The 12,062-nt window shown below is 72.7% G+C and carries 8 protein-coding genes and 4 pseudogenes; 6 read left to right on the plus strand and 6 right to left on the minus strand.

Annotation, left to right across the window (positions count from 1 at the left end; all coding sequences use genetic code 11):
* Positions 1 to 35 precede the first annotated feature (35 nt).
* A complete protein-coding gene (locus DEJ15_RS13260; RefSeq protein WP_110824528.1) occupies positions 36 to 1,172 on the minus strand; it encodes a 5-(carboxyamino)imidazole ribonucleotide synthase in 1,137 nt (378 codons plus the stop codon).
* Positions 1,173 to 1,307: 135 nt separating this feature from the next.
* Between DEJ15_RS13260 and DEJ15_RS13265 the strand changes: the two genes are divergently transcribed.
* Both DEJ15_RS13265 and DEJ15_RS13270 read left to right on the plus strand, forming a co-directional pair.
* Positions 1,308 to 1,808 carry a GtrA family protein gene (locus tag DEJ15_RS13265; protein WP_110824529.1) on the plus strand — a complete coding sequence of 167 codons (501 nt, stop codon included), beginning with the start codon at positions 1,308 to 1,310 and terminating at the stop codon, positions 1,806 to 1,808.
* Between the two features lie 82 nt (positions 1,809 to 1,890).
* Positions 1,891 to 3,441 carry an ArnT family glycosyltransferase gene (locus DEJ15_RS13270; protein WP_284175123.1) on the plus strand — a complete coding sequence of 517 codons (1,551 nt, stop codon included), beginning with the start codon at positions 1,891 to 1,893 and terminating at the stop codon, positions 3,439 to 3,441.
* A gap of 1,356 nt (positions 3,442 to 4,797) precedes the next feature.
* On the opposite strand, the pseudogene DEJ15_RS13275 reads toward DEJ15_RS13270, so the two are convergent.
* A pseudogene (locus DEJ15_RS13275) lies at positions 4,798 to 5,820 on the minus strand (polysaccharide pyruvyl transferase family protein); the annotation flags it as partial.
* On the opposite strand from DEJ15_RS13275, the pseudogene DEJ15_RS13280 reads away from it, so the two are divergent.
* Both DEJ15_RS13280 and DEJ15_RS13285 read left to right on the plus strand, forming a co-directional pair.
* A pseudogene (locus tag DEJ15_RS13280) lies at positions 5,774 to 6,460 on the plus strand (hypothetical protein); the annotation flags it as partial. The pseudogenes DEJ15_RS13275 and DEJ15_RS13280 sit on opposite strands and share 47 nt — an antisense overlap.
* Positions 6,461 to 6,571: 111 nt before the next feature.
* Positions 6,572 to 7,204 carry a glycosyltransferase gene (locus tag DEJ15_RS13285; RefSeq protein ID WP_284175125.1) on the plus strand — a complete coding sequence of 211 codons (633 nt, stop codon included), beginning with the start codon at positions 6,572 to 6,574 and terminating at the stop codon, positions 7,202 to 7,204.
* Here DEJ15_RS13285 and DEJ15_RS13290 read toward each other — a convergent pair.
* The 4 genes and pseudogenes from DEJ15_RS13290 to DEJ15_RS13300 all read right to left on the minus strand — a co-directional run bounded on the left by DEJ15_RS13290 (position 7,183) and on the right by DEJ15_RS13300 (position 9,880).
* Entirely contained in the window at positions 7,183 to 8,490 is a 1,308-nt protein-coding gene (locus DEJ15_RS13290; RefSeq protein ID WP_110824534.1) for a UDP-glucose dehydrogenase family protein, read from the minus strand. The two genes, DEJ15_RS13285 and DEJ15_RS13290, sit on opposite strands and share 22 nt — an antisense overlap.
* 76 nt (positions 8,491 to 8,566) lie before the next feature.
* The gene (locus DEJ15_RS13295; RefSeq protein ID WP_284175126.1) at positions 8,567 to 8,704 is read right to left on the minus strand and encodes a hypothetical protein; all 138 of its coding nucleotides are present in this window, start codon (positions 8,702 to 8,704) and stop codon (positions 8,567 to 8,569) included.
* A gap of 52 nt (positions 8,705 to 8,756) precedes the next feature.
* Positions 8,757 to 9,113: pseudogene (locus DEJ15_RS19640) on the minus strand (PH domain-containing protein); the annotation flags it as partial.
* Positions 9,098 to 9,880, minus strand: coding sequence for a biotin--[acetyl-CoA-carboxylase] ligase (locus DEJ15_RS13300; protein ID WP_284175127.1), 783 nt, complete (start codon positions 9,878 to 9,880; stop codon positions 9,098 to 9,100). The gene DEJ15_RS13300 and the pseudogene DEJ15_RS19640, both read right to left, overlap by 16 nt.
* Positions 9,881 to 10,073: 193 nt before the next feature.
* Between DEJ15_RS13300 and DEJ15_RS13305 the strand changes: the two are divergent.
* A pseudogene (locus DEJ15_RS13305) lies at positions 10,074 to 11,625 on the plus strand (acyl-CoA carboxylase subunit beta).
* 27 nt (positions 11,626 to 11,652) lie between these two features.
* The gene (locus DEJ15_RS13310; RefSeq protein WP_284176212.1) at positions 11,653 to 11,874 is read left to right on the plus strand and encodes an acyl-CoA carboxylase subunit epsilon; all 222 of its coding nucleotides are present in this window, start codon (positions 11,653 to 11,655) and stop codon (positions 11,872 to 11,874) included.
* Positions 11,875 to 12,062: the final 188 nt, after the last annotated feature.

Here is a 12,062-nt window from a genome sequence, read left to right on the forward strand (position 1 = left end):
TCGACGCGGGCGGCCCGCGAGTTCCCGTCCGACCGTCAGTCGTCGAAGTGCGCCGCGGCCGCCCGGGCCCGGTACACGACGTCGTCGACGTCCTGTCCGACGACCGTCACGTGGCCGACCTTGCGCCCCGGACGCGGGTCCTTGCCGTAGAAGTGGTACTTCGCCTCGGGGAACGCCTCGAGCGCCGCCGGGTAGCGAGCGGCCAGGTCACCGTCGGCGGGACCACCGAGCACGTTCACCATGACCACGGCCGGCGCGTGCATCCCCGTCGCACCGAGCGGCAGGTCGAGGACCGCGCGGAGGTGCTGTTCGAACTGGCTGGTCGTCGCGCCGTCGATCGACCAGTGGCCGGTGTTGTGCGGCCGCATGGCGAGCTCGTTGACCAGGATCCGCTCGTCGTCGGTCTGGAACAGCTCGACCGCCAGCACACCGGTGACGCCGAGTTCCTCGGCGATCCGGACCGCGAGCGACTCGGCCTCGTCCGCGAGCCGCCCGGCACTCGACGGTGCCGGCGCGACGACCTCCGCGCACACGCCGTCGCGCTGCACGGTCTCGACGAGCGGCCAGGCGACGACCTGCCCGGAGGGGCGCCGGGCGACGGACTGCGCGAGTTCCCGGGTGAACGGCACGAGCTCCTCGACGAGCAGGGCCTGCCCGGAGGCCGACTCGGCCACGGCGAGGAACCAGTCGTCGACGTCCGACGGGTCGTGGACCACCCGGACGCCCTTGCCGTCGTAGCCGCCGCGCGGCGTCTTCACGACCGCACGGCCGCCGTGCTCGTCGAGGAACGTGCGGAGCTCGGCCGCGTCGTGCACGACGGCCCAGTCCGGGACGGGCACGCCGAGGGCGGTCAACCGGGTGCGCATCACGATCTTGTCCTGCGCCACCGCGAGCGCGTCCGGCCCCGGGTGCACAGCGACACCGGCGTCGACGAGCGTGCGGAGGACGTCCTGCGGCACGTGCTCGTGGTCGAAGGTCAGGACGTCGACGTCCCGGGCGAACGCGAGCACGGTCGCCGCGTCACGGTGGTCGCCCTCCGCGGTGGCGGCGATCGCGGCGGACATCCCGGGACCCTCCGCGAGCACCCGGATGTCCAGACCGAGTTCGACGGCCGCGGGGACCATCATCCGGGCGAGCTGCCCTCCACCGACGACTCCGACGCGCAACGCCATCCTGTGTGTTCCTTCCGCCGTTCCCCGCGTGCTCCGGAGACCCGCTCGACTACACTCCTCCGAGGCCGATCGTCGATCCGCCTCGTCCCGACCCCGCTGGTCGGCCAGCGACAACTCTACGGACCAGGAGACCCCGTGCGCCGACTCATCGCACAGCTCGCGCGCTTCGGCGTCGTCGGAGCGGTCGGCTTCGTCGTCGACTTCTCGGTGTTCAACCTCCTCCGCGCCACCGTCCTCTCCCCCGAGCACGTGCACTCCGGGCCGTTCTGGGCGAAGGTCGTCTCCACGGCCGTCGCGATCGTCGTGAACTGGGTCGGCAACCGCTACTGGACGTTCCGGCACCAGCGCCGTTCGGTGGCCGCACGCGAGGGCGTCGAGTTCGTGATCGTCTCCCTCGGCGGCATGGTGATCTCGCTCGGCTGCCTCGGCGTCTCCCACTACGTGCTCGGCTTCACCTCGGCGCTCGCCGACAACATCTCGGGCAACGTCATCGGACTCGCGCTCGGCACGGTGTTCCGCTTCTGGCTCTACAAGGTCTGGGTATACCACCCCGACCGCGTCGAGCAGGAGACCGCGCGACGCAGCACGGCCGGCACCGAGCCGGAGCGCGAACGGATGTCGGTCCGGGAGGGCTGACCGCCCGGCCAGGGCCCCATCGCGACGGTCCGCGTCGTGCTCTTCCGGCAGCCCCGAGGCGGCCGGACCGTAGGATGGCCCGGTGCTGACGACGACCGGACGCCGAGCCGACCACCCGCCCGCGACCCGGGCGGAACGGATCGCCGTGGCCGTCGTGACGGTGACCTTCGGCCTCTGGCTGCTCGTCTGGGCCCTCGTCGTCCCGGTCTTCCAGGCACCGGACGAGACCGCCCACATCGACGCGACCGTGCACCTGGCGATCGGCGATCCGTGGGTCGCGCCCGGCGAGATGCACGTCCTCAACGCCGTGCAGGCCGCCGCCGCACAGCAGGCGACCCTGCCGAAGTCCGAGTGGTCTGACTTCGCGGAACTGCTCGGCGGCGCTCCGGGCGAGTCGAGCACCGTGGACCAGATGACGCAGCACCCCCCGACCGCCTACCTCGTCGGTGCCGTCGTCCTCAAGGCGCTGCACTTCGCCGACCTCCGCTGGGACCACGCCGTCCTCGCCCTCCGGCTGGTGGACGTGGCCGCGGTGACCCTCCTGCCGCTGCTGACCTGGGCCTCCGTCCGTCGGCTCACCCGGTCCCCACGGGCCGCGCTGATCGGTGCGCTCGCGCTCTTCGCCACCCCGCAGCTCGCCTCGATCGCGTCCTCCGTCTCGAACGACGCCCCGGTGATGCTGTTCGCCGGCGTCGTCGTCTGGCTGTCCGTGCGGCTGCTCACGGGCGACCTGCGGTGGCGCACGACGGTCGCGCTCGGCGTCGCGCTCGGCGCTCTCATCTGGATCAAGGGCACGGGCCTGCCCGCGGTCCCCTTCGTGGCGCTGGTCGCGCTCGTCGCCGGCGCCGGGGCGCTGACGCTGCGTCGCCGACTGCTCCGCACCGTCGTCACCGTCGGTGTCGCGGGCCTCATCGGGGCGTGGTGGTGGCTGCACAACATCGTCACGTACGGACGCGTGCAGCCGAACGGCTACACCGCCATGCGACCGCCCAAGGACTTCCCGCCCGGCGAGCACCCGACCCTCGCGCACTTCCTCGACGTCAGCTGGGGCACGCTCGCCAGGACCTTCTGGGGCAGCCCCGGGATCAAGGCGCAGGTGAGCATCGGTGACCTGCTGACGAGCCTGCTCACGCTGGTCGCGCTGGTCGTCGTCCTCGCCTTCGCCTTCCGACGCGCCCCCCGACCGGCGCACCGTGCTGGTACTCGCCGTGTTCCCGGCGCTCCTCATCGGCATCCAGACGTACACGAGCGCCCACGCCTACCTGACCACGACCGAGGTCGCCGCGACCCAGGGACGCTACTACTTCCCGGCGATCGTCTGCCTCGTGGCCCTCAGTGCGGTGGCCTGGCGCCGCCTCGCGCCCCGCGGTCGCGCGGGCGACGGCCTGGCGGTCGGGCTCGCGGTGGTGCTGCCCGGCATCGGGCTCTACGGCCTCGGCGTCGTCGCGAGCTGGTTCTGGAACGCCGCTCGGTCCCCCCTGACCGCCGCCGGCGTCGCCCGGTACGAGGCGCTCGGCCCGGTGCCACCGGCGCTCGTCGCGGTCGTGCTGCTGCTCGTCGTGGCGGGTCTCGTCGCGACGGTGGTCGCGGTCGTCCGGACGGGAGGCCCGGCCCGCCTCCCCGACGCCACTGAGCGTACGACGACGATCGTCTGAGACCGACGCTCCGCAGAGCGCCCGGCACGGAGCCCGCCGCCGAGCACCCGTCGTCGAGCAGCCGGAGCGGAGCGGAAGTGCTGACCGGGGTCGGCCGACGCGGCGCCGCTCAGTGGCCGGGCGCCGGCTCCACGTCGGCGGGTCCGACCTCGTCCTCGTGGCGTCGCCGCGCGAACCACGTCGGGACCGCCGCCGTCAGCAGGAACAGTGCGTCGACCGCGAGGCTCCAGACACGGGTGACGACCACGACCACGAGCGCGATCGGCACCGGCATGACGAGGCCGAGCAGCAGCGCCTGGACGCCCTCGCGGACGCCGAGCCCGCCCGGGGCGAACACCGCGAGCATGCTGATGGCCGACGCCATGCTCGCGGCACCGATGACGAACGCGGCGTCGCGCACGTCGAGTCCCGGGTAGACCGCGAGCGTGATGAAGTAGTACGCCGTGCCGGACAGCACCGCGCCGGCCACGTAGAGACCGGCGCCGCCGAGGACGGTCCCCCAGGTTCGGCGCGACATCGGCGTCGAGCGGCGGACGGCGGAGGATCCGCAGTGCCGTGCTGATGAGGAAGACGAACACCTTCGGGACGAGGCACACGACGCAACCGACGAAGGCGATGACCATCAGCACGATGATCCACGGGTCCAGCTCGTGCGTCCGCGGGTCGATGAGCAGCAGCACCAGCGCGAGCGCGAGCGTGGCCGCGATCTGCAGTGCGCCCTCGAGCAGGCCGCTGACCCCGAGACGGGCGCGCGAGACGCCGTGCTTCGACGCGAAGTACACCTTGCCGATGATCCAGGTCGCGGCGCCCGGGATGTAGCGACCCATCCAGGACTTCGCGTAGACGAACGTCAGCGCGACGCCGCTGCCCTGCAGACCGGTGGCACCGAGCCGACGGAGCAGGAAGAACCAGATCCCGACGCCCCAGTAGCGGAAGCCGAGGCTGATCGCCGTCGCGACCGCGACCCACCACCAGTTCCACCGGATGCCGGCGAGCTGGCCCCAGTCGACACTGCGGACGTAGAGGAACAGGAAGAGCGCGAGCAGGACGTAGAAGACGATCGGGGCCGCGCGCCGCAGGACCTTCTTGGTCGTCGGACTCACGCGCCGCCCCCCGGTGCCGCGCGCGAAGTCGGCGTGCAGCGCGTCGGTCATCCGGGTCACTCCGGCGGCGAGGTCGGTGACGACCCGGTCACGGTGCTCGTCGAGGTCCTCGAGCGACGCGACGACGTCGGCGACGAACGTCGGCGTGAGGGCGTCCTCGATCGGGCGGGCGTAGCGCTGCTGGCCGATCTGCTCGAAGAACAGCCGGCCCTTGTCGACGTAGTAGAGGACCGTGGCGGGCACGCCGGCGATGGTCGCGACGATCGCCGAGTGCAGACGGCTGGCGATGAACAGGCGGCTCCGCGACATCAGGCCCGCGTACTCGGCGGGCGAGAAGTCGTCCGCCTCGACGACGAACGTCCGGTCGCCGTGCCGCATGCCGGCGATGACCTCGCGGGCGAAGGCGGCGTCGCCCTCGGACGCCTCCATGTGCATCGGGTAGAACACGACGTCCGCGTCCCAGCGTTCCACGACGGTGTCGACGAGCTCGGCGAGTGCGGCACGGTAGGTCAGGAGGTCCGCCGACTCCTCCTGGGATCGGCGGAGGGCCTTCGGGATGAAGCGGAACGGGATCCAGCCGCTGCGCTTGTAGTGGAACCAGCGACGCACGCCGATGCCGACCGACCCGTCGAGGCGCTCTGCGGTGAGACCCGTGGCGCGTTCGAGGCGCGCGAGGACGTCGGCGTCGGGAGCGGTGACGGTGCCCACCACGGCCGGGTCGAAGGACGAGATGACCGGCGTCCGCACGCCCCAGGACAGCAGCTTGTCGCGCGACTCCTCGTCGCGCACGATGAACACCTCGGTCAGGTCGACGGTCGCGCGGATGAGCCGCTTGCTGATCGACGCCGTGGTCGGGCCGATGCCCTGGAAGGCGCCGACGACGTGCCGGTTGACCAGGCGCACGAGCAGGAACTTGAGCAGCCAGTACACGAGGCCGAGCTTGTTCGTGTAGTCCTTGAGGATCTCGCCGCCGCCCCACAGGACGACGTCGGCGGTGCGCGCGGCCCGCAGCAGCAGGAAGAGGTCGCCGATGCCCGTGCTGTACGGCGAGATCGGCAGGAAGCGGATGCCGAACCAGGCGCGGTCGCGGTCCGGGTACTGCGAGAGCGACACGATCTCCGCGCCGGGCCAGCGGCGCCGGGCGAGTTCGATGTTCCCGGCGAGGATCGCCCGGTCGCCTCGGTTGTGGGGCGAATCGCTATTGTGGATGAGTACGCGCACGGGTCTCCTGCTCCGGATCCGGCCGCGCCGCACACCGGTCGCGCCGCGGGCCTCCAGCAGGGTACCAACCCGACCAGGGCCGCCCGACCGCGATCGTCCGACGACCGGGAGGTCCCCCCCTTGTCCGAACCCGCCCGCCCGGCCACCGCTCGGCCGCGCCTGCTCGTGCTCGCCTCGACGTTCCCGTCGCACCCCGACGACGGCGTCCCCGCGTTCGTGCTCGACCTCGCCCGACAGGAGGCCGTCGAGTTCGACACCGCCGTGCTCACACCGCGCGTCGCGGGTGCCGCCCGCGCCGAGACCGTCGACGGCGTCCGGGTCCGCCGGTTCGCCTACTTCCCGCGACGGTTCGAGGACCTCGCGGACGGCGCGATCCTCGACAACCTCAAGGCCGACCGGAAGCGTGTCCTGCAGGTCCCGGCGCTCGTGGCCGCGCAGTGGCTCGCGGTCCGTCGTGCCGTCCGCGCCGGGAAGCCCGACGTCATCCACGCGCACTGGGCGATCCCGCAGGCCTTCGTCGCGGCGCTCGCGGCCCCGGGCGTCCCCCCTCGTCGTCACCACCCACGGCGGGGACGTCTACGCGCTTCGCGCCGCCCCGCTCGTCCGGCTCAAGCAGTGGGTGTTCGGGCGCTCCGCCCACGTCACGACGGTCAACGACGAGATGCGCGAGCGTCTGACGGAGTGGGGCGTGCCGGAGGACCGGTCGAGCGTGATCCCGATGGGCGTCGACCTCGGACCGGCCCGCGCCGCCCGCGAGCAGGCGACCCGCCGACCGGGGCACGTGGTGGCGGTCGGTCGTCTCGTCGAGAAGAAGGGCTTCGGGAACCTCATCGAGGCCCTCCGGGGCGTCGAGGACGTCCCGTGGTCGCTCACCGTCGTCGGTGACGGGCCGTGGCGGGAGCGCCTGGAACGGCAGGCCGCCGGTCTGCCGGTGACCTTCCTCGGGCAGCGCGGCAAGTCGGAGGTGCTCGCCACGCTCGCATCGGCGACCGTGGTCGCACTGCCCTCCGTCGCCGCCGCGAACGGCGACCAGGAGGGACTGCCGGTGACGCTGCTCGAGGCCGCCGCGGTCGGGGCCGCGATCGTCGCGAGCGACCTGCCCGGCATCCGTGAGGTCGTCCGGGACGACCGGTCCGGGCTGCTCGTGGCCCCCCGGCGACGTCGACGCCCTGCGGGCCGCGCTCGTCCGGGAGTTGACCGACGACGAGGCACGGACGCGCCACGGGGCAGGCGCTGCCACTGCCGCCGCCGAGTACGCGACGGAGCGGATCGGCGCACGCTACCGCGACGTGCTCCGCTCGGCGCTCCGTGGCGGTCGGCGCTCCGGCTGACCCGGACGTCCTCGGCTGCGGGGCCACCCGACGGTGGTCCCGCAGCCGGTGACCGGTGCTGCGGTCAGCGCCCCATGCCGCGGTAGGTGAAGCCGGCGGCGCGCCAGGCCTCGCGGTCCAGGCAGTTCCGACCGTCGACGACGACCGGCGAGGACACGAGGGCCGCCACCGCCATCGGGTCGAGTTCGCGGAACTCGTTCCACTCGGTCAGCACGAGCACCAGGTCGGCACCGGTGAGGGCGTCCGTGGCGGTCTCGGCGTAGTCGAGCTCGGGGTGCACGCGGCGTGCGGTGACCACGGCCTCCGGGTCGTACGAGGCGACCGTCGCCCCGAGGTCGCGCAGGCGTGCGGCGATGTCGAGGGCCGGCGAGTCGCGGACGTCGTCGGAGTTCGGCTTGAACGCGAGGCCGAGGACCGCGATCCGCTTGCCCGCGACGGCACCGCCGAGCAGCTCCTGCGCGAGCTCGACGACGTGCGCGCGACGACGGAGGTTCGTGGCGTCGACGTCGGCCAGGAACGCCAGCGACTCGCCGACCCCGAGCTCGTCGGCCCGGGCCTGGAACGCACGGATGTCCTTCGGCAGGCACCCACCGCCGAAGCCGAGGCCGGCGTTAAGGAACTTGCGGCCGATGCGGGCGTCGTGTCCGATGGCGTCGGCGAGCGCCGTGACGTCCGCGCCGACGACCTCGGCGATCTCGGCCATCGAGTTGATGAAGGAGATCTTCGTCGCGAGGAACGCGTTCGCGCTGATCTTCACGAGCTCCGCGGTCGCCAGGTCGACGACCAGGCGCGGGGTGCCGTCGGCGAGGGCCGTGGCGTAGACCTCGTCGAGCGCGGCGACCGCGCGCTGGCCGTCCTCGCCCTCCGGGACGCCGTACACGAAGCGGTCCGGCGTGATGGTGTCCTGCACGGCGAAGCCCTCGCGGAGGAACTCGGGGTTCCAGACGAGCGTGGCACCGGGGACGGCCGCGGTCAGGTCGGCGCCGAGTCGGGCGGCCGTGCCGACGGGCACCGTGGACTTGCCGACGACGAACTCGCCGGCGGAGACGAACGGCGTGAGCGAGGCCATCGCCGCGTCCACGTAGCGGAGGTCGGCGGCGCCGGTCGGGCCCTGCGGGGTGCCGACGGCGAGGAAGTGCACCTGGGCCCCGGCCACCTCGGCCATGTCGGTGGTGAACCGGATGCGCCCGGACGCGATCGCTTCGCCGAGGATCTCGGGCAGTCCCGGCTCGAAGAACGGTGCCTCACCGGCGGCGAGCCGTTCGATCTTCTCCGGGTCGACGTCGACGGCGACGACGTCGTGTCCGAGCTTGGCCATGGAGGCGGCATGCACGGCACCGAGGTAGCCGCAGCCGATGACAGAGATACGCACGCCACGACGCTACCGGTTCCCGGGCCGGTCCACGTGACGGTGGTCCGCGCGGCCGGCCACCCGACCCACGGAGCACTCACGCGTCGCGCGGTGCGGTGCCCCTGACGATGTCGTCCCAGTCCGGTTCCCGGTGCCGACGACGGGCTTCGTGCGCCTCGACGAGGTCGTGCAGCACCGCGACCACGAGGTCGGCGTGCGGGACGTCGGCGAGCACGAGCGCGGGGTCGTCCCCCCGGGAACACGAGTACGTCCCCGGACCGGAACAGGCCCTGCGCACCACGGCGTCGCACGGTCACGTCGTACCCGCGGGAGTGCAGGAGCTCACGCCTCGTGCGCGTCCCGAGACCCTGCACGACGACGAGTCGCCTCGTGGTGACGACGTACCGCTGCGACAGCCAGCGCAGGAGCGGGACGACCCCGCCGAGCACGACGAGCGCGAGGGCCACCACGGCGACCACCACGTTCAGCCAGGCCAGCTCGGCCCGGAACACCCCGAAGCCGAACCCGCCGGCCGCGGCCGCGAGCACCACCGTCACCGCCGGACGGACGAGCCGTCGGGCGTGCGGTCGGAGCCGCGCCACGACCAGCTCGGGCGGCGGTTCGTCGGTCATGCCGTCATGCATAGCGCAGGTGGGTGACGTCCCCCCACCGCGACGCCCCTGGGCACGCCGCTCCGGTCCCGGATCGTGATGCGCCCGTCGTCGTCGACACCGGTGGCGTCCGCCTCGACCGTCGAGCCGTCGGGCAACTCGAGCCGCACCTGCTGGCCCACGGTCCCGCAGACCGCCCGCACGTGGGAGCGGACCGCCTCGGCCGCCGCCCCGCCGGCGGCGAGCCCCGACACCGCGTCCTGGAGGCCCGTCCAGAGGTCCGCCAGGACCGTGTCGGCGAGCACTGCGGCCGGCTCGGTCGCGCCGGCGACCAGCAGGGAGGTCGCCGTCGGGGTGGGCAGGGCCTCCACCGGGATCGTCGTGTTCACGCCGACGCCGACGACGACGGACCCGTCGGACGCCACCTGGCAGAGGACGCCGGACACCTTGCGGCCGTCGACGAGGACGTCGTTCGGCCACTTCACCAGGACCCGCTGCCCGGTCGACCGAACCGGCTCGTCCGGCTGCCCCTGCTCCGGTGCCCGACCGGCGAGGACCTCGGCGACCGCGTCCCGGACCGCGGCGCCGGCCACGAGCGGCAACCACCCGCGGTCGCGGGGTTCGAGTCCCGCCCGCACGAGCACGCTGGCGGCGAGGGTCTGCCCCGCCGGTGCCACCCAGGAGCGGTCGAGTCGGCCCCGCCCCGCGGTCTGGTCGAGCGTGACGACGACACTGCCGTCCGCGAGGCCGGGTGCGTCACGGAGCAGGTCGGCGTTCGTCGAACCCGTCGTCGCGTGCACCACGAACGTCGCTCCGGCCGCTTCGACGAGGGCACGGGCACGGGGGGAACGAGGGCGCGACCGGTGTGGACATGCACGCAAACCTACGGCGCGGAACCGTGGGGGTCCTCCAACGGATGCGGTCGGGACCGCCGGTAGGGTGAGCGGGTGACCACAGGAGACACCCCCCGATCTCTCGACGACCGCCGGCCGTCTGGCCGACCTCCGCGACCGGTACCACGAAGCCGTGACCGCCGCTGGCGAGGCCGCGATCGCGAAGCAGCACGCCAAGGGCAAGATGACCGCCAGGGAGCGCATCGCGCAGCTCCTCGACGAGAACTCCTTCGTCGAGCTCGACGAGTTCGTCCGCCACCGCACCTTCGCGTTCGGGATGGAGTCGAAGCGCCCCTACGGAGACGCGGTCGTCACCGGACACGGCACGATCCACGGCCGTCAGGTCGCGGTCTACGCGCAGGACTTCACCGTCTTCGGCGGATCCCTCGGCGAGGTCGCCGGCGAGAAGATCGTCAAGGTGATGGAGCACGCCCTGAAGACCGGCGTGCCGATCATCGGCATCCTCGACTCCGGCGGCGCCCGCATCCAGGAGGGCGTGGTCGCGCTCGGCAAGTACGGCGAGATCTTCCGGCTCAACACCGCGGCCTCCGGGGTCATCCCGCAGATCTCCATCGTGATGGGGCCCGCGGCCGGCGGAGCGGTCTACTCCCCCCGCCCTCACCGACTTCGTGATCATGGTCGACAAGACGAGCCACATGTTCGTCACCGGGCCCGACGTGATCAAGACCGTCACGGGCGAGGACGTCGGCTTCGAGGAGCTCGGCGGCGCCCAGACGCACAACGCCGTCTCCGGTGTCGCGCACTACCTGGCCGAGGACGAGACCGACGCGCTCGACTACGCGAGGTCGCTCATCGGCTTCCTGCCGGACAACAACCTGTCGGACCCGCCGAGCTACGACGTCGCACCGGAACTCGAGACGACCGACGCCGACCGCGAGCTCGACGTCGTCATCCCCGACTCGACGAACCAGCCCTACGACGTCACCACGATCATCGAGCACGTCGTCGACGACGGCGAGTTCCTCGAGGTGCAGCCCCTCTTCGCGCCGAACATCATGATCGGCTTCGGCCGCGTCGAGGGTCGTACCGTCGGCATCATCGCGAACCAGCCCCAGGCCATGGCCGGCACGCTGAACATCGACGCCGGCGAGAAGGCCGCGCGCTTCGTCCGCTTCTGCGACGCGTTCGGGATCCCGATCCTCACCCTCGTCGACGTGCCCGGCTACCTGCCCGGCACCGACCAGGAGTGGACCGGCGTGATCCGCCGTGGCGCGAAGCTGCTCTACGCGTACGCCGAGGCGACCGTGCCGCTCGTCACGGTCATCACCCGCAAGGCCTACGGCGGCGCCTACATCGTCATGGGCTCGAAGCAGCTCGGTGCCGACATCAACCTCGCGTGGCCGACCGCCGAGATCGCCGTCATGGGCGGTCAGGGCGCGGTGAACATCCTGTACCGCAGCGAGATCAAGCGGGCGGAGGAGGCCGGCGAGGACGTCGCCGCGGTCCGGACGAAGCTCGCGAACGAGTACACCTACAACGTCGCGTCGCCGTACCTGGCTGCCGAGCGCGGTGAGCTCGACGGCATCATCCAGCCGCACGCCACCCGGGTCTCGGTCATCAAGGCGCTCCGGGCGTTGCGGGGCAAGCGGGCGAGCCTGCCGCCGAAGAAGCACGGGAACATCCCGCTGTGACCGCGCGTCACGCTGCCGCCGTCCCCGCTGACGCCCCCCGCGTCGGTCGCGGACGTCCGGGTCGTCGCAGGTGACCCGACGCCGGAGGAGCTCGCCGCCGTCATCGCGGTGCTGCAACGCCAGGCCGACGAGGCCGCGGCCGCCGGGCGCGCTCGCGCCGAGGACTCGCCGCGGTCGGGGTGGGACGCCTCCGCCCGCGGCATGCGCGTCCCTCTGCACCAGGGCACGTGGAGTCGGTCACTCCGCTGACCCGCGTGTACCCCGAGTGCAGCCGGTCGACAGCTGTCGCCCAGGTGCGCGTCCCGTCGGGGTCAGCGGCGGCGACACACCGTTCCGTCTCCCCTCACTCGGGGGGACGTATGGGCCGCCGATCCGCGCAGATCCGCGCAATTGTCCCCCCGAAATGACGACTGACACCCCGCGGCGGTGCGGGCAGG

It is taken from the genome of Curtobacterium sp. MCJR17_043, from assembly GCF_003224315.2.
Taxonomy (GTDB): Bacteria; Actinomycetota; Actinomycetes; order Actinomycetales; family Microbacteriaceae; genus Curtobacterium.

Excerpts from the sequence above, each read along its gene's own strand:
- DEJ15_RS13260 (WP_110824528.1), bottom strand. The coding sequence starts at position 1,172 with ATGGCGTTGCGCGTCGGAGTCGTCGGTGGAGGGCAGCTCGCCCGGATG.